General features: G+C 66.9%; 25 protein-coding genes. 7 read left to right on the top strand and 18 right to left on the bottom strand.

Annotated elements, in window-relative coordinates; genetic code table 11:
- Positions 1–301 precede the first annotated feature (301 nt).
- A complete protein-coding gene (locus ACOQFS_RS07750) occupies positions 302–688 on the top strand; it encodes a hypothetical protein (protein ID WP_421562316.1) in 387 nt (128 codons plus the stop codon).
- Between the two features lie 571 nt (positions 689–1,259).
- Positions 1,260–1,421, top strand: coding sequence for a hypothetical protein (locus ACOQFS_RS07745; protein ID WP_421562315.1), 162 nt, complete (start codon positions 1,260–1,262; stop codon positions 1,419–1,421).
- Between the two features lie 189 nt (positions 1,422–1,610).
- On the opposite strand, the gene thiL is transcribed toward ACOQFS_RS07745, so the two are convergent.
- Both thiL and ACOQFS_RS07735 read right to left on the bottom strand, forming a co-directional pair.
- Positions 1,611–2,585, bottom strand: coding sequence for a thiamine-phosphate kinase (thiL, locus tag ACOQFS_RS07740; RefSeq protein WP_421562314.1), 975 nt, complete (start codon positions 2,583–2,585; stop codon positions 1,611–1,613).
- A gap of 42 nt (positions 2,586–2,627) precedes the next feature.
- Entirely contained in the window at positions 2,628–3,539 is a 912-nt protein-coding gene (locus ACOQFS_RS07735) for a LysR family transcriptional regulator (protein WP_421562313.1), read from the bottom strand.
- A gap of 112 nt (positions 3,540–3,651) precedes the next feature.
- On the opposite strand from ACOQFS_RS07735, the gene ACOQFS_RS07730 reads away from it, so the two are divergent.
- On the top strand, positions 3,652–3,873 hold the full coding sequence (locus ACOQFS_RS07730; RefSeq protein ID WP_421562312.1) for a hypothetical protein: 222 nt from the start codon (positions 3,652–3,654) through the stop codon (positions 3,871–3,873).
- Complete coding sequence (locus ACOQFS_RS07725) at positions 3,855–4,253, top strand: tautomerase family protein (protein WP_421562311.1); 399 nt, start codon at positions 3,855–3,857, stop codon at positions 4,251–4,253. The genes ACOQFS_RS07730 and ACOQFS_RS07725 overlap by 19 nt, the downstream gene beginning before the upstream one ends.
- Positions 4,254–4,542: 289 nt before the next feature.
- Here the strand turns inward: ACOQFS_RS07725 and ACOQFS_RS07720 are convergent, their stop codons facing one another.
- The 4 genes from ACOQFS_RS07720 to apaG all read right to left on the bottom strand — a co-directional run bounded on the left by ACOQFS_RS07720 (position 4,543) and on the right by apaG (position 9,496).
- Positions 4,543–5,667: a YbdK family carboxylate-amine ligase gene (locus tag ACOQFS_RS07720; RefSeq protein ID WP_421562310.1), complete on the bottom strand. Its 1,125-nt coding sequence runs from the start codon at positions 5,665–5,667 to the stop codon at positions 4,543–4,545.
- The gene (locus ACOQFS_RS07715) at positions 5,657–6,916 is read right to left on the bottom strand and encodes a cation:proton antiporter (protein WP_421562309.1); all 1,260 of its coding nucleotides are present in this window, start codon (positions 6,914–6,916) and stop codon (positions 5,657–5,659) included. Before ACOQFS_RS07715 ends, ACOQFS_RS07720 begins: the two co-directional genes overlap by 11 nt.
- Positions 6,917–7,085: 169 nt before the next feature.
- Positions 7,086–9,023 carry a site-specific recombinase gene (locus ACOQFS_RS07710; protein WP_421562318.1) on the bottom strand — a complete coding sequence of 646 codons (1,938 nt, stop codon included), beginning with the start codon at positions 9,021–9,023 and terminating at the stop codon, positions 7,086–7,088.
- A 65-nt stretch (positions 9,024–9,088) separates the two neighbouring features.
- A complete protein-coding gene (gene apaG / locus ACOQFS_RS07705; RefSeq protein ID WP_421562308.1) occupies positions 9,089–9,496 on the bottom strand; it encodes a Co2+/Mg2+ efflux protein ApaG in 408 nt (135 codons plus the stop codon).
- A gap of 88 nt (positions 9,497–9,584) precedes the next feature.
- Here apaG and rpe point away from each other — a divergent pair, with 88 nt between their 5' ends.
- Complete coding sequence (rpe, locus tag ACOQFS_RS07700) at positions 9,585–10,274, top strand: ribulose-phosphate 3-epimerase (RefSeq protein ID WP_421562307.1); 690 nt, start codon at positions 9,585–9,587, stop codon at positions 10,272–10,274.
- Between the two features lie 117 nt (positions 10,275–10,391).
- Here the strand turns inward: rpe and ACOQFS_RS07695 are convergent, their stop codons facing one another.
- The 3 genes from ACOQFS_RS07695 to ACOQFS_RS07685 all read right to left on the bottom strand — a co-directional run bounded on the left by ACOQFS_RS07695 (position 10,392) and on the right by ACOQFS_RS07685 (position 13,821).
- The gene (locus ACOQFS_RS07695) at positions 10,392–10,775 is read right to left on the bottom strand and encodes a hypothetical protein (protein ID WP_421562306.1); all 384 of its coding nucleotides are present in this window, start codon (positions 10,773–10,775) and stop codon (positions 10,392–10,394) included.
- A 218-nt stretch (positions 10,776–10,993) separates the two neighbouring features.
- Positions 10,994–13,132, bottom strand: coding sequence for a sensor histidine kinase (locus ACOQFS_RS07690; RefSeq protein ID WP_421562305.1), 2,139 nt, complete (start codon positions 13,130–13,132; stop codon positions 10,994–10,996).
- Positions 13,129–13,821 (bottom strand): response regulator transcription factor, encoded by a 693-nt coding sequence (locus tag ACOQFS_RS07685; RefSeq protein WP_421562304.1) that lies wholly within the window; start codon positions 13,819–13,821, stop codon positions 13,129–13,131. The genes ACOQFS_RS07690 and ACOQFS_RS07685 overlap by 4 nt, the downstream gene beginning before the upstream one ends.
- Before the next feature lie 232 nt (positions 13,822–14,053).
- On the opposite strand from ACOQFS_RS07685, the gene ACOQFS_RS07680 reads away from it, so the two are divergent.
- Positions 14,054–15,385, top strand: coding sequence for an SPFH domain-containing protein (locus ACOQFS_RS07680; protein ID WP_421562303.1), 1,332 nt, complete (start codon positions 14,054–14,056; stop codon positions 15,383–15,385).
- 2 nt (positions 15,386–15,387) lie between these two features.
- A complete protein-coding gene (locus ACOQFS_RS07675) occupies positions 15,388–16,908 on the top strand; it encodes a hypothetical protein (RefSeq protein ID WP_421562302.1) in 1,521 nt (506 codons plus the stop codon).
- 96 nt (positions 16,909–17,004) lie between these two features.
- Here ACOQFS_RS07675 and ACOQFS_RS07670 read toward each other — a convergent pair whose 3' ends face one another.
- From ACOQFS_RS07670 to arsS, 9 genes are all read right to left on the bottom strand, one after another.
- Complete coding sequence (locus ACOQFS_RS07670) at positions 17,005–17,928, bottom strand: hypothetical protein (RefSeq protein ID WP_421562301.1); 924 nt, start codon at positions 17,926–17,928, stop codon at positions 17,005–17,007.
- On the bottom strand, positions 17,925–18,743 hold the full coding sequence (locus ACOQFS_RS07665) for a phosphonate ABC transporter ATP-binding protein (RefSeq protein WP_421562300.1): 819 nt from the start codon (positions 18,741–18,743) through the stop codon (positions 17,925–17,927). Before ACOQFS_RS07665 ends, ACOQFS_RS07670 begins: the two co-directional genes overlap by 4 nt.
- Positions 18,740–19,630, bottom strand: a complete 891-nt coding sequence (gene phnE / locus ACOQFS_RS07660) for a phosphonate ABC transporter, permease protein PhnE (RefSeq protein ID WP_421562299.1) — start codon at positions 19,628–19,630, stop codon at positions 18,740–18,742. The genes ACOQFS_RS07665 and phnE overlap by 4 nt, the downstream gene beginning before the upstream one ends.
- A complete protein-coding gene (locus ACOQFS_RS07655; RefSeq protein WP_421562298.1) occupies positions 19,627–20,505 on the bottom strand; it encodes a phosphate/phosphite/phosphonate ABC transporter substrate-binding protein in 879 nt (292 codons plus the stop codon). The genes phnE and ACOQFS_RS07655 overlap by 4 nt, the downstream gene beginning before the upstream one ends.
- Positions 20,506–20,581: 76 nt before the next feature.
- Positions 20,582–21,364, bottom strand: coding sequence for a DUF3047 domain-containing protein (locus ACOQFS_RS07650; protein WP_421562297.1), 783 nt, complete (start codon positions 21,362–21,364; stop codon positions 20,582–20,584).
- On the bottom strand, positions 21,361–22,002 hold the full coding sequence (locus ACOQFS_RS07645; RefSeq protein ID WP_421562296.1) for a TIGR04282 family arsenosugar biosynthesis glycosyltransferase: 642 nt from the start codon (positions 22,000–22,002) through the stop codon (positions 21,361–21,363). Before ACOQFS_RS07645 ends, ACOQFS_RS07650 begins: the two co-directional genes overlap by 4 nt.
- Positions 21,999–22,673, bottom strand: a complete 675-nt coding sequence (locus ACOQFS_RS07640; protein WP_421562295.1) for a TIGR04283 family arsenosugar biosynthesis glycosyltransferase — start codon at positions 22,671–22,673, stop codon at positions 21,999–22,001. Before ACOQFS_RS07640 ends, ACOQFS_RS07645 begins: the two co-directional genes overlap by 4 nt.
- Before the next feature lie 67 nt (positions 22,674–22,740).
- The gene (locus ACOQFS_RS07635) at positions 22,741–24,909 is read right to left on the bottom strand and encodes an FAD-dependent oxidoreductase (RefSeq protein ID WP_421562317.1); all 2,169 of its coding nucleotides are present in this window, start codon (positions 24,907–24,909) and stop codon (positions 22,741–22,743) included.
- Positions 24,909–25,895, bottom strand: coding sequence for an arsenosugar biosynthesis radical SAM (seleno)protein ArsS (gene arsS, locus ACOQFS_RS07630; protein WP_421562294.1), 987 nt, complete (start codon positions 25,893–25,895; stop codon positions 24,909–24,911). The genes ACOQFS_RS07635 and arsS overlap by 1 nt, the downstream gene beginning before the upstream one ends.
- Between the last annotated feature and the right edge of the window lie 156 nt (positions 25,896–26,051).

Raw genomic sequence — 26,051 nt, 5'->3', positions numbered from 1 at the left:
AGGGGGACGCAGCCCTCGCTGCGGGGCGGCCCTTGCTTGGCTGCCCTGGCCTGGGCCGCGCCAGTTTCGAAAGGCGTCGGCAATGCAAGGTGCGGGATCGCGCCTATTGCACTCACATCTCGTTACGAGATCATCCTCAAGTTTTGTGAATGGATGCCGACGCGCCGCCACAATGGCACGCGCACTCTCACCGGCCTGGCCGGGGAAGACACGCTCTGGATAAGAGCGGTTTTCCTGCCTTTTTACCTGCCATTGCCCATCGGGTGCACCCTCGAAAATGCCCACAGAGAGGAACACACCCATGGACATGCAATACCAGCTCAAGGCCGGCAGCTATTACCTGTATGACATGCGCGAGGCGCCGAGCGCCGTGACGGGCGAGCGCCGTTTCAAGCTCAAGACCGACACGGTGGCCATCGCATTTGATGTGCATACGGGCGAGGTGCACCAGCACGGCAGCCCCACGCGCATCCAGTCCTGGGCCAACAACACCCGCCGGCGCCTGCGCGCGGCTGGGGCACAGGCGGCGGCCAACGACATCGTGGTGGTGTCGGGCCCCCTGCCCGTGGACGAGCTGAACAAATGCCTGTGGGTGCGCGGCTACGTGCGCCGCATGTTCTCGCGGCTGTCCACCCTGCCCCACGGTAAGCTGCAGCGGCCTGCCGAGCCGTTTCGCAAGGCGGCTTGAAGCCGCCGCTTCAGCGGCTTTCACATCCCCCCAGGGCCGCGCACAGCGGCCCTTTCCATAAGAACGTGTTGACGATTCTCCCAGGGGTCGCGCAGCGGCCTGGTCGGGATGGGATGCCAGGCGCGGTGCGCAGTGGATAGCCCGGCTATCCACAAGCGCCGCAACGCCGCAGACCGCCCGACAAGGCCACTGCCCTTCGGGTTGGAGCGAAATCGGGCCGATGAACTCGGAATGTTTGGCGCCCCGGCTGCTTGCATGGGCACGAGCCCATGCGGCACATCCGAGGCGTCCACTCATCCCGATTGCGCTCCAACGCGATCCCCTGCGAGAGCGTCAACAGGCTCTGGCCATCACCGCGCCCAACCCGCACAACCTGCAGCCCTGGCGGGTGGACCTGCGCGAGGAGGGCGTCATCACGCTGCGCACCGACCCGCGCGCGTGCTGTCCCACACCGACCCGCTGGGACGGCAGATCCGGATCGGCCACGGCGCGTTTCTGGAGCTGCTGGTGATGGCGCTGGCCCAGCAGGGCGTGTTGCCCCCGGCGCTGAAGGACTGAGACGACCGCCGAGATGGCCCCGCACTACGAACGCCTGCACCAGCAGGTGCTGGGCCGCCCCGCGCCGCGCACGCCACAGGACCCCACCGTGCAGATGTTCTGCCTGATTGGCTACACCCCGGCCGAGGCGCCCGCCACGCCGCGCAGGCCGCTGGCGGCGTTTGTGCGGGCGTAGTGGCACCGGGGCGGTGCAGGCTCCCTCTCCCCTGGTGGGAGAGGGGTGGGGAGAGGGGGGTGATGGGGCACTGCCTGTAGCACCGGCCCCCTCTCCCCCCGCCCCTCTCCTGCAAGGGGAGAGGGGAGACATACCGGCGCCGCGCGGGGCTTCGACAGGCTCCGCCCGAACGGGCACCAGCGTGCCACCTCACCGGAAATGGTCAAACGACGCATAGCGGTGCTCCACCGCCAGGCCCTGCGCGTCCACCAGCCGCAGGCCGGGCTCGGCCTGCACGGTGCCGATGCGCGACACGGGCGTGCCGCTGGCCTGCGCAGCGGTCGCCACCGCATCGCGCCGGGCGGGCGGCGCGGTGAAGGCCAGTTCATAGTCGTCGCCTCCTGCCAGGGTGCATTGGCGAAGCAATTCCACGTCAAATTGGCCTTCAGCGCTTTCTGCATAAGCGCTGGCAGCTATCAATTTTGATACGGCATCCACGTCGATGCAGGCCCCGGCCCGCGATGCCTGGAGGATGTGCGACAGGTCGCCCAGCAGGCCGTCCGACACGTCCATGGCGCTGCTGGCGATGCCGCGCAGCGCCAGGCCCAGGGCCACGCGCGGCGTGGGGCGTTCCAGCCGCTGGCGCGCGCGGGCCAGCACGTCGGCGGGCAGGGCGATGTGGCCCAGCAGGGCCGAAAGCGCCAGCCGCGCGTCGCCCAGCGTGCCGCTCACATAGATGTCGTCGCCCGGCCGCGCGCCGCTGCGCAGCAGGGCCTGGCCCGGGGGCACTTCGCCGATCACGGTGATGCAGAGGTTGAGCGGGCCCTGCGTGGTGTCGCCCCCCACCAGCTCGCAGCCGTGCGCGTCCGCTAGCGCCAGCAGTCCGTGTGAGAAGCCTGCCAACCAGGCTTCATCCACACGCGGCAGCGCCAGCGCCAGCGTGAACGCCAGCGGCCGCGCACCGCACGCCGCCAGGTCCGACAGGTTCACGGCCAGCGCCTTGTGGCCCAGGGCCTCGGGGTCCACGTCGGCAAAAAAGTGGCGGCCTTCCACCAGCATGTCGCTGGAGATGGCCAGCTGCATGCCGGGCGCAGGCGCCAGCAGCGCGCAGTCGTCGCCCACGCCCAGCGCCGCTTGGTGCACGGGGCGGGTGAAGTAGCGGGCGATCAGGTCGAACTCACCCATGGCGGGCACCCAAAGTCAGAGGCATGGTGGACGAGGCAAAAGTCATCGCAAAGCCATTTCTTGGGGGGCAAACCACTGCGCCCAGTGGTCGATGCAGGCCTGGATCTTGGGCAGCCGGTGCCTGCGCGTGAGGGTGATGGCGTGGATGGGCGTGGGCTCCAGATCGGTGAACTCGGCCAACACGGGCACGAGCAGGCCCTGGCGCACCAGCGGGTCGCCCACCAGCGTGGCCAGCCGCCCGATGCCCAGGCCCTGCAGCACCATGCGCGCCGTGGTGGCGGTGCTGTCCGAGCGCCAGTGGCCCTCCACCGTCAGGTCGCAGGGCGTGCCCTCCACGCAGAAGGTCCAGTGGTTCAGAAAGGCCACCGCGCTGTTGGCGATGAGCCGGTGCTGGCGCAGGTCGTCGGGGTGGCGCGGCGCGCCGTGCGCCTGGAGGTAGCCCGGCGCGGCATACAGGCCGCGCGCCAGGTTGCCCAGCGGGCGGGCGACCACGGTGTCCGTGAGCGGCGGCCCCGTGCGGATGGCGATGTCGATGCCGTCACGCGCCATGTCGGCCATGCGGTCGTCCACCAGCAGGTCGATGCGCAGCAGCGGATGCTTCTGGTGCAGGCTCTCGAAGCTGGGAATCAGCAGGTAGTCGGCCACCACCGAGCTGCAGGCCACGCGCACCCCGCCGCTGGGCTGGCCGCTTTGCTGGGCGAACTCGCCCTCCAGCTCATCGAGGGTGCCGGTGATGCGGCGGCAGTAGTCCAGAAACGTCTGCCCCTCGGCCGTGAGGGTGAGCCCGTGGGTGCTGCGGTGCACCAGCCGCGCACCACAGGATTGTTCGATGCGTGCCAGCGAGCGCGAGACCTGGCTCGCGGGCACGTCGCGCTCGCGCGCCACGGCCGACAGCGAGCCCAGATCGGCCACGCGGGCGAACAGGTGCATGTCTTCAAAGCGGATATCGCGCATCGGGCAATGGTAACGGCGGGCCTTTGCAATCCGTGCAAAGCCGTCTTGCACCACCAGTCGTTTCCGCGCCGCCCTGCACTGCCTACAGTGGCTCCATCCAGAAAGGAATGCCATGGACCCCCACCTGCACCCCGACGACTACCAGCGCCTGCGCGATGCCGCCAAGCGCCACGCCCTGCATTTGCGCCAGGAGGCGATTCGCGAAGCCCATGCCTGGGTGGCGCGGTGGCTCCTGCAAATGACCCGACGGGTTTTTCTCTCCCTGCGGGCCCGGTCCGCACCCACAACCCCATTGACCCCGAAGGCCCCGACACCATGCCAACCCTCGTTCTGAAACTGGCTCCGCTGCAAAACCCCGAGCGCTACCGGCAGCTCGCCAGCGCACTCACCGACCTCACGGTGGACCTGCTGGGCAAACGCCGCGAGGTGACGGCGGTGGTCATCGACGACCTGCCCAGTGCGCGCTGGCACATCGGTGGTGCACCGGTCGAGCAGCCCACGGCCCTGCTGGAGATCAGCATCACCCACGGCACGAACACACAAGAAGAGAAGGCCGCTTTCATCCAGGCCGCGTTTGCCGAGCTGCAGCGCCAGTTGGCCAGTGACGGCACGCTGGCCCCGGCCAGCTACGTGGTGGTGCGGGAGCTGCCCGCCAGCGACTGGGGCTACGGCGGGCGCACGCAGCAGGCACGCAAGCTGGCGCTGGCGGCCTGACGCTCATACCGGTACGCGTTCAAAAATATCAATCCACTTACGCTGAGCTTGTCGAAGCGCCGCGCGAGGCTTCTTCAGGCTCAGTCCGAACGGTTCTGATGGGCCGAACGCGAATCCGTATCAGTTATCCATGATGCTGCGCGCCACCCGCAGCTGGTGAAACCGGCGCGGCCCGAGCCAGCGCCCCCGTGCAAGGGCCGTCCCGCCGCACCGGGGGCGTCCCCCTCCCGCCTTGCGCAGCAAGGCGAGAGAGGGGGAAGGCGCGGAGCGACTCAGGGGGTGTTTCACTTCAGGCGGGCGCGCCGCGAAAGCGCTGCGCTGCCTGGCGGCTCACCTCGGCCAGCAACTGCTCTTCGCTCTGGCGCTGGCGCAGCCAGCGGGCGTCGTTCTGGCCCGCTTCCACCTCGGTGCGCAGCATGTGCATGGCACTCGATGCGCCCTGCACGGCGGCGTGCCCGGCAATCTTGTCCATGGTGCGCAGAATGTGTTCGCGCAGCGGCATGTGGTCGCCGGTGGCCGGGTCCACATACACCGCGTCCATGCCAAAGCGGCAGGCCTGGAAGCGGTTGTAGGTGTACACCAGGTAGTCGTCCTCTTCGGGCATGAAGGGCTGGTCGGCCAGGAACCACGCGCCCAGCGACTGCACGTAGCCGGCCAGGGCGGCGGCGCGCTCGATGGTGAGCGGCGTGTCGAACACGCGGATCTCGATGGTGCCGAACTCGGGCTTGGGGCGGATGTCCCAATAAAAGTCCTTCATGCTCTTGACCACGCCCGTGCGCGTCATCTTGTCGAAGTAGGTGCCGAAGTCCTTCCAGGTCAGCACCATGGGCGCGCGGCCCGACAGCGGAAAGGCGAACACCGAGTTGAGCCGCGCCGAGTCGAAGGCCGTGTCCTGGCCTTGCACATAGGGGCTGGAGGCCGACAAGGCGATGAAGTGCGGGATGTAGCGCGACATGCGGTGCAGCATGAGCAGCGCGGCGTCCGCATCCGGGCAGCCGATGTGCACGTGCTGGCCGAAGATGGTGAATTGCTTGGACAGGTACCCGTAGAGCTGCGACAGCTCCTGAAAGCGGGGCTTGTCGTAGATGCGGCGCTCGTGCCACTGCTGGAAGGGGTGCGTGCCCCCGCCCACCACGGCGATGTTGAGCTTGTCGGCACTGCGCACCAGCGCATCGCGGATGGGCGTGAGCTGGCCCAGCACCTCGCTGGCCGAGTGGCAGATGCCGGTGGAGATTTCGATCATGCTGTTCGTCATCTCGGGCACCACGCTGCCGGGCAGCGGGGACTTCTTCATGAGCCGCAGCATGTCGTCGGCGTAGGGCGCCAGGTCGTAGTCGTTGGTGTTGACGAGCTGCAGCTCCAGCTCCACGCCCAGCGTCAGCGGTTCGGAATGGTTGAAGGCTTCAAGACTCACGGCTGCTTTCTCCGTTGTTGCTGCGGGTCAGGGGCGCCCAGGGTTTGGAGCTTTCGCCCGCGCGGTAGATGGCCACCGTGGCGATCACGGCGCCCAGCACTTCCATCAGCAGGATGGCAGGCAGTGCCACGCCGGCGATCATGTGGCCGGTGGAGGGGGATGCGATGACGAACTGCGAGGCGATCAGCAGGGCAATGGACGACATCGGCGTCATCGCGCAGCCCACCCACAGGGCCTGCTTCCAGCTGGCGCCGCTGCCCACGTTGCCCAGGGCCACGCCCAGGGCCTTGGCGGCAAGGCGCACCGCGATCAGTGCCAGCACCACGCCGGCCACCGGGGCGCTCCAGTCGGCCTGCGCGGCCACGGTGGACACCAGCACGAACATCAGCATGGTGAGCAGCGACGATGCGTTGCCCAGCTGGCGCGGCCACGCCCAGGGACGGGGGTTGAGCTGCTTGAGCAGCATGCCGCCCAGCAGCGCCGCCAGCGGCGCCGAGCCGCCCATGTGCGCGGCCACGGCCGTGCCCGCAGCCACCAGCGCCAGGAAGAGCATGGAGGTGTTCTCGCTCGTGGGGCTCATCACACGCAGCGCCATGCGCAGCACCAGGGCCAGCACGGCAGCAACCACGATGGAAACGCCCAGCACCACCACCACGGGCGACGCGCTCTCCATCAGCGTCACGCTCTGGCGGTTCATCAGCTCGGCCTGGGCACTGCCCAGCGTCAGCGCATACAGGGTGGACAGCGTGGTCAGCACGATGGCGCGCTCGGTCACCGGGCCGGCGGCGCGGGTGTCGGCCACGACCCGCGTGAGCACGGCGGGGGACGCCGCCAGCGCCACCAGGGCCAGCGGGCTGGCCACGGGCGCGGGCAGGCCCAGCCACAGCAGCACCCAGTACACGGCGAAGTAGGTCAGCACCGACTCCGCGACGCTCTGCACCAGCACCATGGGGTTGTGGCGGAACCAGCGCAGCGGAATGCGGCCCCCGCATTCGAACAGCACGATGGCGATGCCCAATTCGAGCAGGAACAGGCCGATGCCCTGCAGCGGCCAGACGGCACCGCCGAAGCCGGCGAGGCCGGCCACCGTGCCCACCAGCGAATAGCCCACCACCTTGGGCAGGCCCGTATGGCGTTGGGTGAGATAGCCCACCATGGCCGCAACTGCCAGCAGCAGCGACCACTGCACTGTGGGCAGCCCGGCCGAGGGGCGCAGCCATTGCGCCCAGAAGCTCAGGATTTCATTCATGTTTGAGGAACCTCTGTCAGGCGGGCCTTGGGGCCCGTCGGGGGATGGGTCGGAAGCGCGCCAGCCACAGAAAAGGGCTGGGCACGCGGGTGCCCGAATTTACATGCAGACACAAGCGCCGCCCTGTAGGACTCGGGCGGCGCCTGGGCCGGCAGGGTTGGCGCTGCGTTCATGCGGCTTGGCGGCGTGTGGGAACAAAGAAACTCCAGGGAGCGTTGCGCAAGCGCGCACGAATGGCCGCATAGATGCGTGAGCGGTCCAGGCCGCTCACGTTCTGTGCCCGCAATGCCAGGCGGAAAGCCAGATAGAAGCTTACCGTGACGTTCAGCGCAGCCAGCAGGGGCAGGGTCACCGCAGCCCACCAGAACGCGGGCAGGTGCAGCACCTGCATGCCGAGCGCCGCGCTGGCAGCGGCCACCTGGCCTGTGGAGAGTGTGACATGCCGCACATCCAGGGCCACCCCGAAAAACCCTGCAACCGGCGGGACGAGGCCGAGCATGAACCCCAGCGAAACGTTGGCCGCAATACCCGAAAGGTTCTCGCGCAAAAAAAGCGCCCAGCGCGCGGCGCGCTCCGCCCCCAGCACGCGCGTGATGCGCGGGTTGTAGTGCAGCGCGGAGTCGAGCCGGTTCAGCACGAACCAGTTTTCCATCCATCCGCCGATGATGCTGGAGGCAAACAGCAGCACGCCCGTGAACGCCGCAAACAGCAGCGAAGGGCCCAGCAGGTGCAGCGATGCGAGCACGTGCAGCGCCTGCTGCTCGCCGAGCGCGGGGCTGCCCTTGGCCAGCGCGATCAGCGCCGCGAGCCCCAGCACGGCGGGGAACACCACCAGCACGTTGCCCAGCACGGCCGCCACCTGCGAACGCACCAGGTGCGTGATCTCGTCCACGAACGACTCGATGGCATCGCTCGCGCCCAGTTCCTTGAGCTTGGCCGCCATGGCGGGCGCGGTCATCGCGGGCTGCTTGGTGGCCACCGTGAGGTGCAGCAGCTGGATGAGCACAAAGGTCAGGGCGTAGTTCACCCCCGCCCAGAAGCCGCCCCAGAACGCCGACAGCGCCAGCGCGTACAGCCCGAACTTGGCCATGGTGGTGATCGACATCAGCGCGCCGCCGCCCGCTGACTTGCGCAGCATGGACACGTATTCGGCGCCGGTGCGGGTGATGTAGTGCTCGCCGGTCTCGGCGCTGCGCTCGGCCACCTTGGCGGCCAGCAGCGACGAATTGGACGCGAGCAGCGAGCGCAGGCTGCGCCGGTCTTGCCCCACCATCACCAGGTGGGCCATGAGCCGCGCGGCGGTGGCAGCCGGCCGGGGCGAGAGCAGGCAGTCCAGCAGCTCGCGCACGCGCAGGATGCGCTCGCGCAGCTGCCGCAGCCGGAACACCAGGCCCACCGAGATGCCGTTGTCCTCGAAGTGCGAATACACCGTGGCGGCCGCTGCGCGGCAGGCCTCCAGCCGCTCGCGCAGGCGCTGCGCGGCCTCGTTCAGGCGCTCGGGCGTGCGCAGGGCGTGCACCACTTCCACGCGCAGGCCTTCCACGTCGCGGATCAGCGCGTGAAAGGGTTGCGCGTCGCGCACGGATTCGCTCATGCGCAACCGTAGTTCGGGGGCGAAGCCGGTGGAAAGGATCTGGCCTGTGCAATACGTGATCGCGTCCAGCAGCGCCTTGTGCCAGCGCGAGGCGCCCGTCGCGGCGCCGCCGTCGGCCGCAGGCTGGGCCAGCAGCGCCACCAGCCGCTCCAGCTGCGATTCCTCCAGCGCCATCAGCCACTGCGCATCGAACTCGCTGGGCAGCGCCAGCATGAAAAGCTCCGACGCGTCGATGGTCTCAGGGCTTCCCGGCAGCAGCTTGGTGCGCAGCCGGTGGCCGATCTCGCTCACGAGCGCGGTGCGCGGCGCAAAGCCGAAGTCGGCCAGCAAGGTGGTGACGTCGACCCGGTCCACCAGCAGGGCCCACCAGGCCCGAAAGCGGGCCTGCAGCTCGGGCCGGCCCTCCAAGGCATCGAGCAGCTGCTGCACGCGGCCCACGGCCGCAGGCACGGAGTCGCTCTGGCCCCGCACCCAGCCGAGAAGGTTCACCAGCCAGAGATGGCGGTGCGCCATCCCGGCGTGGGGGTCCAGTGCCCCCAGCAGGCCAGGCAGATCGTTCTGGCCGGGAAGCTGCCGGTTCAATGCAGCACCCGGCCGCTCAGCGGCTCGCCCGCCGGGCCGTGGCCCAGGGCTTCGAGCACGAACAGCGGCACCGGGGTGTCGAAGAATTCGCCGTCGTCCGCCACACAATGGAAGGTGCCGTGCATGGTGCCGCTCGCCGTGCGCAGGCGGCAGCCGCTGGTGTACTGAAAAGACTCGCCGGGCCTCAGCAGCGGCTGCTGGCCCACCACGCCCAGGCCCTTGACTTCCTCGGTGTGGCCGCGCGAATCGCTGATCACCCAGTGCCGCGAGATCAGCTGTGCCGGGGTGTCGCCGGCGTTGGAGATGGTGATGGTGTACGCGAAGCTGAACACCCCGCTGTCCGGCGCAGACTGCTCAGGCAGGTATTCGGGCAGCACTTCCACGTCAAACTGGTACTTTGGCATGGCGCGAATGGTAACCGTGGGCGCGTGCAGCACGGGCTTGCGGAACGCCGAAATCCCCTTCGTGGCTGCGCTTTGAGACAATCGGGGGATGAGCAGCCCCACCTACCGCATTGCACCCTCCATCCTGTCCGCCGACTTCGCCCGCCTGGGCGAGGAAGTGCAGAACGTCATCGCCGCCGGCGCCGACTGGATCCATTTCGACGTGATGGACAACCATTACGTGCCCAACCTGACTTTCGGCCCCATGGTGTGCCAGGCACTCAAGCCGCATGCCAAGACGCCCGACGGCCAGCCCGTGCCCATCGACGTGCACCTGATGATCGAGCCCGTGGACGCGCTGGCCGCAGCGTTTGCCGACGCAGGCGCCGACTACATCAGCTTTCATCCCGATGCGTCGGGCCACGTGCACCGCAGCATCCAGGCCATCCGTGCCAAGGGCGTCAAGCCCGGCCTGGTGTTCAACCCGGCCGAGCCGCTGGATGTGCTGGACTGGGTGATCGACGACATCGACCTGATTCTCATCATGAGCGTGAACCCCGGCTTCGGCGGCCAGAGTTTCATCGACTCGGCCTTGCGCAAGATCGAAGCCGTGCGCCGCCGCATCGACGCCTCGGGCAAGGACATCCGCCTCGAAGTGGACGGCGGCATCAAGACCGACAACATCCGCCGCGTGGCCGACGCGGGTGCCGACACCTTCGTGGCGGGCAGCGCCATCTTTGGCAAGCCCGACTATCGCGGCGTCATCGACACGATGCGCAAGGCGCTGGGCAGCGTCTGACCGGGGCCAGGGCTGGCCCCATGCACAGGCCTTGTGCGCGTTCTGCTTCGATTTGTGTAGCAGTAAATCGTTTGCAGATAAGCGCTGAGGGTATATTCCATTCAAATTTTTCTGCGGTTACTGCGGAACCACTGTGGTGGTGACCGATTCGCGCAGCACGCCGCCGCCCGACACCGAGCCGCTGGCAGGGTCGTTCTCGATCCGGCGCACGCATTCCGCGCGGTCTTGCGCGTTCTGGAAGGCGTCGCAGCGCTGAGTGGCGTTGGCCATGGCGATGGGGCCCGGGTCGCTCAGCTGGCCTCTGCGGGCGGCATCGTAGGCATTGGTGGCATCGCGCAGGCAGGTGGCCAGCGTGTCCTGGGTGTTGTTGGTCATGCAGGCCTGGCGTTCCTGCTCGTAGCGGGCACGGGCGCTGTCTGCGGCAGATGCGGACTGCGCCGAGGCGGCGACAGAGGCCATCAGCAAGGCGGCGGTGATGACAGGGGTGGCGAAGCGTTTCATGGCTAAGACTCCGGGCGACGGGCGCCCCATGAAGGGGTTGAAATACGCACCCCGGCCGTGTGATGGATGGAGGGGCTGGCGGTGCGAACGGTATGGCTGCAGCGTAGCCATCGGCCTCGTGCCACCCTGTCGGACGTGGCCGATCGCCGGCGTGCGCGCCGGTGCCCCCTGCATGCCCGCCAGCGGCGCCGCGCCCGTGGGCCGGCGCGTGTTTCCCATCAACCCAGGCGCTGGAATGTGAGCGTGAACGCCACACCGCCTTCGACGTTGCGCGCACTGATGGTGCCGCCCATCTTGGCCATGTAGGTCTTTGCCACGAACAGGCCCTGGCCCCGGTGCCCGTTCTCGCTGGTCTCACCGGTCGGCTGCGTCAGGCCGGGGTCAGAGACGCCCAGCTCAAAGATCCGCTCGAGCAGGTCGTCGGCGATGGTGGCACCCTGGTTGGCCAGCGTGGCGCTGGCGGTAGATTCGGACGCGTGCAGCGCCAGCGTGATGGGCGTGCCCGGGGGGCGGTAGCGGTCGGCGTTGCGCAGGATGTGTGTCACCACGTCTTCCAGCGCAAATTCGTCGGCGCGCACGATGACCGGGCCGCTGCGCTCTCGGTACACCACTTCGTCTATGCCCGCGAAATGCGCATTGCCCGCCACGTGGCGCAAAAAGGCGTCCAGGTCCAGCCGCCCGGCGGTCAGGTCGGCGGCTTCCAGCGCTTCGGCGGGCGAGGCCGTGCCATACAGCACGTGCACGGCCTGCTGCATGCGCTGGATGTAGCGGTGGCCCGGGTCATCGGGGCCGCCGTGCAGCACCATCAGCGACTGCAGGGGCGACATGATCTCGTGCCCCACGGCGTGCCACATGTCGCGCTCCTGCTGGGCGCGCAGCTGCTCGCGCTGCATGTCGTCCTTCACGCGCTGCAGCAGGTCGGCCAGCCCGCCGGCCAGAATGCCCAGCTCGTCCGAGCCGCGCAGGTCCGACACGTTGAGGTCGCCCAGGCGGGGGGCGGTGTGGCCGGGCTGCACGTTGTACGACACGGCCGCCGCACGGCGCGTGAGGGCGGTCACGCGGCGCAGCAGGCCCACCTCCACCGCCAGCCAGGCCAGGGCAATCGCCCCCAGCATGGCCGCCAGGTACCACGAAAGGCGTGTGGCCACGGCGGCCAAGCCCAACTCCACCCCGCGCAGATCGCCGGTGAAGGTGACGGCGTAGTTGCCGGCGGGGGTGTCGAGGATGTCCAGACCGGCGGGAACGGCAGGCGGGCGCATCGGGGCGCCGCTGCGCAGGTCCAGCGGCAGCCAGCCGATGAGGCGGATGAGCCAGGGTGCGCCCGCGTCCGTCTGCACGTCGGCGCCCTTGAGCGTGAGCGCCTCGCTGTCGGGGGCGCCCAGCTTGCGGATCTGCACCCGCTCGCCGGGCCGCAGCGTGCGCGCCACCTCGCCCAGCGACGCGGCGGGCTGGGCGCCGGGTGTGCTGCTGTCGAACAGCGCAGCAGCCGTGCCCGGGCCGCGCATCTGCACCCGCAGGCGCAGGGTGCCCAGGTCCTTCGGTGGCCAGACCACGGGGCGCTTGTGGAACAGCGCCTCGCGGAACAGCTCCACCGGCAGGCGGATGGAATAGAACGTGCGCCGTGCGCAGGTGGGCGCGGCGCCCGCCAGGTCGCGGCAATGGCCGCTTTGCCACAGCCACCCGCGAAAGTCCCGCACGGGCCGGGCGCGAACATCGAGGGCGTCGTCGCCTGTATCCACAAAGCCTGTGAGGCGGCCGCGCGTGCTGACCGAGCCCTGCGGCGCCAGCGCCTCGAACGGCGCCACCCAGCGAAACTGCTCGCCCCGCATGTCGAGCGCAATCAGCGCACGGTGCACGCCTTCGAGCGCCAGCACCCCGCGCTCTCGCGCCACCAGCTCGCCCGCGTAGAAGCTGCCGACCAGGTAGATGAACCCGCCCGCATACGGGTTGTTGCCGATCGCGGCGCACAGCGAGGACCCATCGGGGTATTGCACGGCGCAGCCCGCCATCTCCACCGCCTGCTGGGCCTTGTTCTGGTCGTCGAAATCAATGGCCGAATACGGCAGCAGCAGGGGCGCCAGGCCGCCCGCGCGCTGGGGCTGCTGGTCGGCGTTGAGCAGCGCCAGCTGGCCCGAGGGGTGGCGCAGGCGCGCCATCACTTCCGACTGGCTGCGCTCGAAGCCATGCTGGTAGCTCTTCCAGGCGCGCTCCTTTTCTTCCTGCAGCAGCACCACGCTGAGCGCCACCGTGGCCAGCGCCAGCAGCAGGAACACGCTGCGCACCAGGATGCGCAAACGGAACGCGGGCAGGCCCAGGCGGGGCATCTCCAGCGCGGGGCGGCGCAGCAAACGCTTCATTTGGCAACCCAACGGAAGCCGCGCATGGGGACGTTCTCAATGCCTTCAAAACCAGGGTCCACCTCGCGCAAAGCCTCGCGGATGGTGCTCACGTGCTTGCGCACGTTGTCGCGGTTGCGGCCGCTTTTCACCACGTCGAAGAGTTCGTCGTACGACACCACCTCGCCGCTGCGCTGGTGCAGCGTGGCGAGGATGCGCTGGGCCGTGAGCGGCAGGTTGATGCGTTCGCCGCGCCAGGTGGGGGTGCGCTGCCACAGCGGGTCCAGCACCAGGGCGTCGCCTGTGCGGCCTGCTGGCTCGGCGGCAGCAGGGCTGCCGGTGCGCAGGATGTCGAGAAAGGTCTCGATGAAATCGGCCTCTTCGAACGTGGTTTTCTGCAGGTAGTCCCAGGCGTCCAGCGCTTTCATGATGCTGCGGTAGATGGCCGCCGGCATGGCCGACACCACCAGCACCGGCGTGCCCTGGCGCAGCTTGTTGATGGCATTGATCAGGGCCACCCCCGCATGGCGCTCGCGGCCCAGTTCGATGTCCAGCACCACGGCGTCGTAGTGCTCGCGGGCCAAGGCGGCTTCGGCCTCGTCGCGGGTGAACCACTGGTCGATGACGATGCCGCTTTTGGCGCTGCGGATCCATCCGGCCAGCTGGTTGCTGGTGGGCAGGTCGTCTTCGATCACAGCGATGCGGGTCATGGGCGGGGCAGGCAGAGGAGGGTGGGCGGATTATCCCGACGCCGCAGACAGGGCGGTGTGAGTTTTTCTTCCGGGGCCGGAAGGTTCGTGCGCGGGGCGTGAGCGCAATGGGCGCCGTGCAGCGTTGTTGCTTCCGGGGTGGATTCGAACAATCGGTCCCCAATGAGAGCGCCCGGCGGCGCCTCAGACACCGACAACAACACCAAACCCAACCAAGAGAGAGCAACACACCATGAAAGCCACCTGGAACCGCATCGTGCAGACCCTGAAGGGCCGCCCGTCCAACCCCCTGCCCGAGCCAGGCGCGGAGCCCGGTCTGGAGGAGGCCGGTATGGCTTCATCCGGGATGGCGGCAAGCGCGCCACAGGCGCCCCTGAACTGGGCCTACCTGCTGCCCACGCCCCGCACCACGCGTTGGCTGGCCGCAGGCGCCGTGGTGGCGGTGGCAGGCCTGGTGCTGGTGCGCAACCCGCCGGTGCAGCACCTGGCGCAGGGCGACCTGGGTGTGCGGCTGAATCAGTTCAACGGCGCGGTGAGCCTGTGGCGCGATGGCAGCGTGTGGGTGGTGCCCGGCCTGCACACGGTGCGCGTGTTCTCGCTGCGCGACCAGAGCTACCGTCCCGAGGCCATGCGCCAGGCCAACGGCAGCGCGCCGCTGCAGTCGGTGGAGGGGCTGTCGCTGGGGCTGGACCTGAGCGTGCGCTACGCCCTCGACCCGCTATCCACCGCCGTGAAGACCGGTAACCTGCCCGACGACGTGGGTGCCGACATCGTGGCGCCCGCCGTGCAGGGCCTGGTCTACAAGGTGTTTGCCCGCTACACGGTGCGCGAGATCTTCTCGTCCAAGCGCGCCGAGATCGCCCAGACCATCGAGACCGAGCTGCGCGCCCGCCTGGCCGCCGATGGCGTCATGCTGCGCAGCGTGCAGATCGGCAAGGTGGACCTGCCGGCCGAGTACCGCCGGGGCATGGACAGCCTGCTGGCCGAAGAGCTGGCGTCCGAGAAGATGCGCTACACGCTGGAGCTCAAGGACAAGCGCGTGAAGGAGACCGAGCTGGACGCCAGCGCCGACAAGGTGCGCCGCGAAGTGGCCGCCGAGGCCGCCGCGCGCGAACAGGTGATTGCCGCCAAGGCCCAGGAAGAGGCCATGAAACATGTGCTGCCCTTCAAGCAGCGCCAGATCGAGCAGCGCCAGCTGGAGGCCGAGGCCGAGCGCGTGGCCCGTGTCAAGGCCGCCGAAGGCGCGGCCCAGGCGCGGCGCATCGAGGCCAGCGGCGAGGCCGACGCCCGCCAGAAGCTGGCCGAAGCCGAGGCCTGGCGCATGGACCGCCTCGGCAAGGTCAACGCCGAGCAGTTGGCGCGCGAAGGCGCACTGGTCACCCAACATCCGCTGCTCATCCAGAAGACGCTGGCCGACAAGCTCTCGGACAAGATCCAGGTCATCATCGCCCCCCCGCCGGGCAATGGCGACTTCATTGGCGCGGCACTGCTGGGCGGCCAGCGCAACGCGCAAACGACCGCTGTGGCAGACCGTGCCATGCACACGGACACTGCGGAGCAATGACCATGAAAGGCACCCTCGCAACCCTGTTGGCGGCCGTGGTCAGCGCCGCCATCACCATCGCGGCCGAAGCCGCGCCCCTGCCCGCTTCCCCCACGCTGGGCAGCGCCATCGTGGTGCAGGACCAGGCCAGCCTGCGCGCCGCGCCGCGCGACGGCGCTCTGCAGCAGGCCAGCCTGTGGCAGGGCGAAGTGCTGGAAGTGCGCGGCGAGCGGCTCGATTACCTGCAGGTGTGGGACCACCAGCGCGAGCGCGGCGGTTTCATCCGCGCCAGCGACGTGCGCCGGGTGGCGATGACCGAGGCCGAGGCCCCCGCGCTGCTGGCCGTGGTGCGCTTTGTGCAGGACACGCCCGGCGCCGAAGCGCTGGGCATCGGCCTGACGGCCGCCTACCTGCAGGCGGCGTCCGGCAAGACCCTGGCCGGTGCCGAGGGCGCGCAGGCCGTTGATGCGCTGGGCACCTTTGCCGACCGGCTGGCCCGGCGTGCCTCGTCCGCCGCGCCCGGCAAGGCATCGGCCGCCGCCCTGTCGGCCCATCTGGATGTGGCCAACGGCTACGGTGTGCGCTTTGCCACCTACGAGGTCGACGGCCGCATGCAGGTCTGCTACGAGGGCGAAGCGTCTCGGCGCCTGCTGGCCATGCCCGCGGCCGATGCCGCGCAGCGCGCCCGCGCCGCCCTGGCGCTGACCCGGCCCGAATGCGTCAACCCCGATCTGCCAGCCCACGAGCGCGCCAAGCTCACCGCCTGGCAGGCCGACGTGCTGGAGCGGGTCGACGTGGCCGGCCTGCCCGGCTACCTGCGCAACCGCGTGCACATGCGCCGCGCCAGTGTGTGGGGTGCGGCGGCCTTCCAGCAGGCGCGCCAGAACATGGCCGAGCCTGCCGTGGCTGCAGCCGCTGCGCGCGCTCTCACCGAACTCTCTGGCGTGAGCCGCGCCGAGTTGCCGGACGAAGACCTGAGCGCCTACAACGACGCCGCCATGCGCGTGAGCGCCGTGCGCTGGGCCCTGGTGCCCGCCGCGGCGCCAGCGGCCGCCGTCGGTGCCCGCCCCGTGTTGCGGACCGAACCCGGCGCCCCGGGCGAGACCTGCGTGCTGCTGGTCGATGCGCAGCACGGCGCCCAGGCCCCGCTGCTGCGCCGCTGCACCTATGGCGTGGTGTGGGCCGCATCGGCCACCACCAACCGCGAAGGCACGGCCGTGGCCCTGGCGGTGCAGCCCCTGGAGGGCTGGCGCGAGCTGTGGGTGCTGCGCAAGAGCGTTGCGGGCTGGCTGGCCGACGTGTTGCCCCCTGCCGCCGCCACGCCCGAGACCGGCGTGGCCGAATTCGCCGGCTGGGTGCCCGGCGGCCAGCAGATGCTGGTGGCCCGCGAGGCCCGGGGCCAGGGCCGCTATCGAAGGAGCTTTGAGGTCGTGCGGCTGGAGGGGCTGACCACAGAGCGCGTCACGGGCGATGTGGCTGCACTGCCGGTGTTCCAGCGCTGGCAGGATCCGGCATGGAAGCGGCAGACGCTGAGCCTGCGCTAACCGGGTCCCTTTTTTCGGCGCCTTCGCGCATGCGACGATTCTTTGTCTGAATGGGATCAAACGGGCAAAACGACGTTCTGTATGGCTTCCGTAGCCTCAAAAATTGTGGCTCGTGATCCGTGAGAAATAGGACAAATGAGCGTCAGATCGCGCGGGCCAGTTGGCGACAAAAATCTCCATCCATCGGTTCTGGTCATAGACGACAGGGACCGCATCGATGTGAGCGTCTGCCACGCAGGTTCCATAGGCCGTCGAAAACGGCGATGGAGTCAGTGCGATGCGGGTGATGAGCCCCGGAAATCTGCCACCCACATTCGGCATTCCAGCAGCGCCATTGTTGATGACCGCCGCCCGCTGCTCCCCTCGTGCCACTAGCTTGAGCACGGGTTCGCACGTGTGGGTGGACGAGAACACGTCCACCTGCGCGCTGTCAAAGGTGCTGTGCAGCCATTTCTCGTTGTCGGGTCTGTCGATCTCATCGGCGCCGAATCTCCACCCCGCAAGCGAGTCGGCGTCCCCATGCACGACGCCCACACCACAGCGGCCAATCTCGAACCGCGCGAACATGGACAGCTGGGCAAAACGCTGTGTCAGGTCGACATTGCGCCGCGCAGTGGCCTTGAGTCTGGCGTGGATGCGATTGGAGCGTTCAACCACTGCGGCGTCCACCTGTTCGGGGTAGGCACAGCCGCAGCCGGCGTCGTTACCATCCGACGAAAGCTCTGCCTCCACATTCCCCAGGATGGCCTGGTGGGACAGAACCCGTTGGTTGATGGCACGGAATCCTTCGTCATCGACATTGAACCAGTTGAAGTCCCCGTTGAAGCACAGCGTGACCGGCCCCGCCTCGCTGGCGGCCATCTGTTCGATCGTGTCCAGCGCAGGCACATTGCCGTACAACCCACCGATCACGTACAGGGTATCGGTCGCGCGTGGGGGGGCGTTCGCGAGGGCTTGCGCACCATAGCGGTATCTCAGCGGGCACGCTCGGCCCGCCGTGTCGATGCCATTTGCAGTCATTGGAGAATCCGTCTGTCTGTGTGGTGCTTTGGCGCAGGCAGGTCCAGTTGCCAATGAGCCGGTGGCTCGTTGGCCAGAGGTCTGTACAGCGCGACCAGTTGCCGGTCTGCCACCTGTTGCACCGGCAAATCAAAGACCACGCGGCCTTGGCGAAGTCCGATGACCCTGTCGGCAAGTACCGGCAGCAACGCCGGGTTGTGCACCACGGTCATCAGCGTCGCGCCCGCGGACGCATCCACGAGTAGCCGGCATACTTCGGCCGCGGCCGTGGGGTCTAGCGCTGCGGTGGGTTCGTCGGCCAAGATCAGGCGTGGGTTCTGCATGAGCATGCGGGCCACACCCACCTTCTGCCTCTCGCCACCCGAGAGCTGGTCTGCCCGCGCAGTGGCACGGGCCCGCATGCCAACTTGGTGCAGTGCAGCTTCGGCACGCTGGATTTCTGCGGCAGGAAAGATCCGCGCCCAACTGCGCCAGCCACCCACCCGACCGAGCGCGCCGATCAGAACATTGTCGAGCGCTGACAAGCGCCCCACCAGGTGCAGCCCCTGCAGGACTTGACCTATTTCCTGGCGCACCATTCGCCACTGCCTTGCGTCGAGTGAGGCATCCAGCGAGCGCCCCAGTACCTGCAGCTCGCCATGGGCTGGCCGTATGAAACCCGTCAACAGCTTGAACAACGTGGACTTGCCTGCACCGTTGTGGCCAATGATGGCCACTCTCTCGCCGTGTGCCACCGTCAGGGTGGGGATATCGAGGACGGTCTGTCCACCGATCTGGCAGCAGACGTCTTTGAGAACGATGCAGGGGTAGGTCATGTCAGGGACCTGCGGATGCGCCGACTCATCGCGTCGAAGGAGCCCACCAAGACGATCACCATCAGCAGTACGGTGGCCAGACGGTCCCACTGAAACAGTGCCGTGGCTTCTGAAATCAACAGGCCCAGTCCACCTGCGCCAATGATGCCCAGGATGGTGGAGTCACGGATATTGAATTCCCAGATGTAGAGATGGCTGGACACGAACTGGGGCAGCACGGATGGCAACACGGCATTGAAAAAAACCTGTGTTCGACTGGCACCGACGCTCTGCACCGCATGTACTGCAGCCATATCCAGCGACTCGATGGCCTCGGCAAACAGCTTGCCGTAGGTTCCCATCGAATGCAGACCGATGGCCAAGATGCCTGCCGTTGGCCCCAGGCCGACGATGCCCACCAGCACCAAACCGAACACCAGCGTGTGAATGGACCGCATCACATCCAGCACTGCCTTGGCCGCCAGCGCCATGGCACGTGGCGAGGCCAGATTCCGGGCTGTGAGCACGGCCAGTGGCAACGCGAGCAGCGCTCCCAGTAGCGATCCCAGCGTCGCAATGCGTATCGTTGTCCAGGCCGCGCGGAGCAGACCGGACAGATAGTCGGTCTCGACCTGCTGACGGTTCTCGACCCGCAGCAAGGTGCCATCATCACTGCGGTATTCCAGTCTCGCTTCGCCGAACCACACATCCAGGAAACTCGGCCGGGCGAATTCGGCCATCGTCTTGATCAAATTCGCCAGCGGGTTGCGGCCCCACGACAGGTTGCCTTCGGCGGCCAGCGACCACAAGCAAGCCAGGACCAGCAGGCCGTAGGCCAGAGCCAGACCGACAAAGCGCAGGCGCCCACTCAGTCTGCTCGCATCTTGAACCCCCGGGGCAACTGTCATTGTGGTGCTCGCTTTGCCCGCAGATTTCCGGTGGCGAGCCCGGCATCGCGGATAGGCTTGTAAAACGTGTTGTCGCGCGTCACAAAGCCCGTGTAATGCGAGGGCAACAACTTCGGCTGGGACGCCAGTGTTGCGCCCACCCCCGCCAGTGCCGCCTGCAAGCGCGCGACAAAGGCCTTGTCTGCGGCCAATGCCTTGCTCACTGCAAAGGCATCGTTCGGCAATGGTGCGGATTGCCAGATGATCTTGGACTGCTCTGCACTGATGAGTCCCTGTTCAATCATCGCGTCGCGGTTGCGGTTGTAGTCCGCACCCGCGTCGAGCACCCCTTGGGCCACTTGCGTTTCGATGGCCTGGTGCTTGGTGTAAAGCACCTTGCTGAAGTATTTTTCGGGATCGATGCCCTGCGTCATGAAGTAGTGGCGTGGAATGAGATAGCCCGAAGTCGAGCCCTTGTCGCCAAATGCGAACGTCTTGCCCTTGAGATCTGCAGGTGTGTTGATTCCGGATCTGGGGTGGGTCACCATGATGGCGAAATATTCGGGCTTGCCGCCGTAGAGGATGGTGGACACCACTTCGGCACCGGCTTCGTGGTTGGCCAGCACATACCCCCAAGGCCCCATCAGGGCCATGTCGGTCTCGCCGTTGGCCAGCGACTTTGCGAGCCCCTCCCAACTGTCCACCGTGCGCAGTTGTACCGGGCGGTTGAGTTGATTTGCCAGGTACTCGGCCAGCGGTTTGTACGTGGCGTCGTTCTTTTCCTTGTCTGGCTGGAACAGGCCCACCCCAAATTGCAGCGGCGCTTGTTGAGCTTGCGCAACTCCGGCAAGTGCCAAGGCGGCTAGAAGCGCGAGGTGACGGCGATGGAGTTTCATGAAAACAATCTCCGGGTGGTGCACACCCCTGTTTGTCGCTGGAAAAAGCCAGTTCTTACAGGCGTCAAGCCAAGGGCTACGGCGCAGCGCCGGCCGAGAATTGGCAGGGTTCGTCTGCTCCCACGAAATGCAGTTCTGCAAACCCTGCGCGCATCTGCTCGCCGGTGTTGTCCGTGTCGGACGCCACTGCCAATTGGCTTGCCGTGAACGGCAGCGGCCCAAAGGCCTTGGTTGCGTCCGCGACCACGTTGGCGCGCTCACTCACCCAGCGACCTGTCTGTTCCTTGCCAGAGCGCTGTACGACCATGGCCGCGCGGTCTGTGTATGCATTGAATGCGCGGGTACCGACTGGGTGCTTGTTATCCCACACGTAGTTGACCGCGGCGTCCGGCACCGAGGCCCCATAGAGGCTGCGACCCAATGCAAGCTTCATGCGCAGGCCCAGATCCAACGCCTGCGGGGGCAGCGAAAAGGTGACATAAACCCGCGCCGCATAGTCATCTCCGGCTTTCTGGCGCAGATCTGCCTTTTGCAGCGCCCCCTCCACCCGCCACAGCCAGCACAGGACGGGCGTGGCCTGCAAATCGACGGTCAATGGGCGCGCCAGCAACGCCATGCTGCCGTCTGCCGTGGCTTCCACTGCAGCGCGTCCGTCCCAGCGCGTCGCACGGTATCGGGTGGCTGGAACACGTTGGTCAAGCCGAACCACTTGCCACGGGCTGGGCAATGCCTCTGAGTCGGTGGCAAAGCTACCGACATGCACGGGGGTGGCGGCTGCTGCGGTGGCAAGCGCAACCCAGGCCGGGCCGACGCTCAGGACCAGGGCCTTGTGCCGGATGGAGTGCCATCTGCGCTTCATGGTGTGCTCCGAAGGTGCGCCGGAAGCTCTGCACGCATTGCAGCGGGCAGCCTCGGCAAGTCCTGAGGCTCGTCGATATCGTGCAAGGGAGGGAGTTCGCACAAGCGCCAGCCCAGTCGCGCTATGCGACGCCGGGTTTCAGCGGCAACGCCCGGGGTGCTCCATGGCATGTGTTCAAACAGCGTCTCATCAAAGCGCTGCAGGCCCAGCAGGGTATAGCCTCCGTCTTCAGCGGGAATGAGCGATGCATCGTGGTCTAGCAATGCTGCAGATGCCCGTCGCAGCATGCCGCTATCGAGCGAGGGGCAGTCCGTGCCCATCAGCACCACAGGTGCGCCATCAGAAGTCGCTCGCTGGGCGGCTCTGGCCATGCGCGCACCCAAGTCACCAATCCCTTGCCCTGACCATGTCAGCCCGCCAGGCAAGTCCAGTGCGCTCCAGTCGTATTCGTCCAGACCCGGACTCACACAGAGCTCCACGGGCCCCACGTCAGAGGCGAGCGCTGCGTTGACGGCCACGTTGAGCATGCGATGCGCTAGCTCCGCCGCGCCAGTGGCCCCCAGGGCTGGTATCAGCCGAGTCTTGCAAAAGCCCGGGATGGGTGCCTTGGCAATGATGACGATGCGAACCGGGCTCATCGATACGCCTCTGCGAGCTGGCTTGCGGGGACTCCGCGCCAATAGCCCCAACGCAGGCGCCACATCAGGAAGATCGTGCGCCAGAGCCCACGTTGCTCCCAGCGGCGACCCGATGTGAGCACCCGGTCCGTCAGGCAGATGGGGGGCACCAGACGCCGCAACCGTCGGCATATTTCAATGTCTTCCATGAGCGGCTGCTGCGGGAAACCTTCCACTGCGTCGAAGGCGGCGCGGGTCATGAAAAGGGCTTGATCTCCGGTTGCGATGCTGGTGAGTCGGGAGCGCTGATTCATCAGCCACGCTACGACCTTCAGCATGGCGGGCTTCCCCTCGATGACCACATCAAACCGTCCCCACGCCATCGTGGCGCCCAAATGGCTCTCCATCCGCTGCAGTGCGGATGGGGGCAGACGCGTGTCTGCATGCAGAAACAGCAGTGCATCGCCGCTGGCAGCAGCAGCGCCTGCATTCATTTGCAGGGCCCGGCCCCGTGGTGCGCGGACCAGCTGAAAGCCCATGCATTCGATCAAGGCAGCGCTGTCATCCTCGCTGCCACCATCGACCACGATCACCTCGGCGCCTTGGCGTGACAGCAGCATCAGGTGATGGCACAGCCCTGGAAGGTTTGCCATTTCATTGAGCACTGGGACGATGACCGAGAGTTTTTTCACATGATGCCCCTCAGGCTGACGCGACGGCGGAGTCTGTGACCGCATGCACATGGACCATGGCATTCCTTCACGTGCGCCGCCAATCGTGGTACCGCTGAACCCAAGCCAGCACCTGCTGCGGCGCGTGTGCGCGTTTCCATTCCCCGGCTGCGTATTTGTTGGCTTCCGCGAGCGTCGGGTAGGTGTGGATGGTGCCGAGAATCTTGTTCAGACCCAGACCGTGCTTCATGGCCAGGACGAACTCGGCCAGCAGATCGGCTGCATGCTCTCCGACAATGGTGACTCCCAGAATGCGATCCTTGCCGGGCACGGTCAGAACCTTCACGAAACCATGAGCGGCACCGTCGGCGATCGCGCGGTCCAGGTCATCAATCCCATAGCGTGTGACTTCGTAGGCGATGCCTTTTTCCGTCGCTTCTAGTTCATTGAGACCCACCCGCGCCACCTCCGGATCCACAAAGGTTGCCCAGGGGATGACGGAATAGTCCACCTTGAAGCGCTTGAACTGTCCGAACAGCGCATTGACGGCGGCATACCAGGCCTGGTGCGCAGCCGTATGGGTGAATTGATAGGGGCCGGCGACGTCCCCCGCCGCGTAGATGTTGGGATAGAGCGTTTCAAGGTACTCGTTGGTCACGACGGTGCGCTCTGTGGGAATGCCGAGTGCCTCCAGGCCGTATCCCTCAAGCCGAGCGACACGGCCCACCGCGCAGATCAGGTCATCGAACTCGACACGTCGCTCCAGGCCATCGTGTTCGACGACCAGATACTTGTGCACCACACCGTTGTGCTCCTCGCACTCGCAGCGCAGAGCCTTGTGACCGGTGAGAACGTCCACCCCATCGCTCGCCAGGGAGGCGCGTGCCAGCTCGGATACCTCGGGATCTTCACGGCCCAAGATGCGCGGCGCCATTTCGATCTGCGTTACCGCAGAGCCCAGGCGCGCAAAGCTCTGAGCGAGTTCGCAACCGATGGGCCCACCGCCCAGCACCACTAGGCGCGCCGGAGCGGATTTTCTTTGGGCCAGCGCATCCCACAAGGTGTCGCTGGTGAGGTAGCCGACGTCGTCCAGTCCAGGAAGTGGCGGCACAAAGGGTTGCGCGCCGGCCGCGATGACGATGCTGCGTGTCGTCAGCCGCTGCTTGCTTCCGTCTGCGGTCTCGATCTCGACCGTCCACGGGTCGACCACACGGCCGTAGCCTTGCAGCACTTCCACGCCCAACGACTCGTAGCGCTCCACGCTGTCGTGTGGTTCTATGGCGCGAATCACTGCATGAACCCTGGCCATCACCTGCCGAAAATCGACCTCAGGTGCCGTGGCGCTCAGTCCATAGTGGTCCGCGTTTCGCATTTGCGTCGCCAGCTTGGCGCTTCTGATCATCGCTTTGCTGGGTACGCAACCGTAGTTCAGGCAGTCGCCACCCATCTTGTGCGCTTCGACCAGTGTGACTTTGGCCTTGACGGCAGCGCCGATGTAGGCGGTCACCAATCCGGCTGCCCCGGCTCCGATGACGATCAGGTTGCGGTCGTAGCGCCGTGGTCTTGTCCAGCGCGCGTAGACGCGGCGGCGCTGCACGTATCCCAGAGCCCATTTGGCAACCAGTGGAAACACACCCAACAGCGCCAGGGACAGCGTCACCCCCGGCGAAAGAATGCCGGAGACGCTGTCGATGCGCGCCAGCTGGGTACCCGCGTTCACATACACCAGCGTCCCTGCCAGCATGCCGACCTGGCTGACGGCGTAGAAGGTCAGCGAACGGATGGGCACCAGCCCCATCAAGAGGTTGATGAGAAAGAACGGGAACACCGGGACCAAGCGGAGCGTGAAGAGGTAGAAGGCGCCATCGCGGGCGATGCCGTCGTTGATGGGCTTGAGCCGGTCGCCGAAGCGTTCCTGCACCCAGTCGCGCAACAGGTAGCGCGCGCTCCAGAATGCCAGCGTCGCACCGAGCGTGGATGCAAAAGATGCAATCAGGGTGCCCCAGAAGAGACCGAAGATGGCGCCTGAGGCCAGTGTCAGGATGGCGGCCCCGGGCAGAGAAAGTGCCGCCACCAGTACATACGCCGCGCCGAAACCCAGACCCAGCACAATGGGGGAGGCGTCTTTCCATGTGGCCAATTGATCGAGGCCCGATCTCAGCCCATCGAGCGTCAGCCACTCTGGTCCCCCGACTGCGAAAAATGCCCAGATCAGCGCAGCGAACAGCGCCACGAGCGCAAGGCGTTTGGCGGCCATCATCTCGGCGGCTCCTTCAGTGCGCCGCCGCAACTGCTGCCCTGTCCCGCCGTGCATCCATAGCAATGGTCTGCGGTGCGCACCGGTCGTCCCACAGGGTCTTGCTCCAGCAGGTCTCGCAAATGCGGCTTGGCAGCCATGCGCAGCGGGTTCTGTGCCAGCAACGGAAGGCCGAGCTGCTGATTGAAGTCGCAATCGTAGAGGTAGCCTTGCCAGTCCACGCTGACCAGGTTGCGGCACATGACTGCAGCATGGTTGGGCTCGCTGAAATTCTCGCGCAGCAGCTGCATGTAGCCGTTGAACTGTCCCTTGGAGATCAGCATGGACCCGAATCGCTGGATCGGCATGTTGGTGATGACAAAAAGTTCGTCGAACTCGATGCCGAAGTGATCCCACAGCTCGCGCTTGTAGTCCGCCTGCAGCTTGCGCTGCTCCGGTGGCAGCGAGGGCCCCTGCGGGTTGTAGACCAAGCTCAGCTTGAGCCCGGAGCCGGGCTTGCCGTAGCCGAGGGCGTTGAGCTGCTGCAAGGCGGCAATGCTCTTGTCAAACACGCCCTTGCCGCGTTGTCTGTCCACGTTCTCCAGCGAATAGCAGGGCAGCGACGCCACCACTTCGACCTTTTGATCTGCCAGGAACTGCGCCAGGTCTTCCTGGCCCGGCTCGTACAGGATGGTCAGATTGCAGCGGTCCATGACATGCACGTCCAGAGACCGCGCCTGGCGCACCAGTTCGCGAAATCCTTCATGCAGTTCCGGGGCGCCTCCCGTCAAATCCAGCACTTGAATGGAGCGCGCCTTCAGCACTTCGATCACCAGCTCGAGGTTCGTGCTGTCCATCATCTCCGTGCGGTTTGGCCCAGCGTTTACATGGCAGTGCACACAAGTCTGATTGCAGCGGTAGCCGAGATTGACCTGTAGCGTCGTCAAGGCGCCTCTGCTCAAGGCTGGAAAGCTCGTTGATTCAAGCAATGGCAAGGTGGCGTGCATGGTCTTCCTTGGTGGTTCCGTGGGCGCGACAGATTTCGCGAACTGCACGACTAGTCGTGGCAAACCCCTTGCTTCTTACACCGGAAGTCCGCGCGGCAAAGGGCGCCGAATCGAAACGCGCGGGCCCGGCATATCTTGCGTTGCAGCCGATGCTCC

Source organism: Paracidovorax sp. MALMAid1276 (assembly GCF_049198005.1).
Classification (GTDB): Bacteria; Pseudomonadota; Gammaproteobacteria; order Burkholderiales; family Burkholderiaceae_C; genus Acidovorax.
This window is presented reverse-complemented; position numbering and strand designations above follow the sequence as displayed.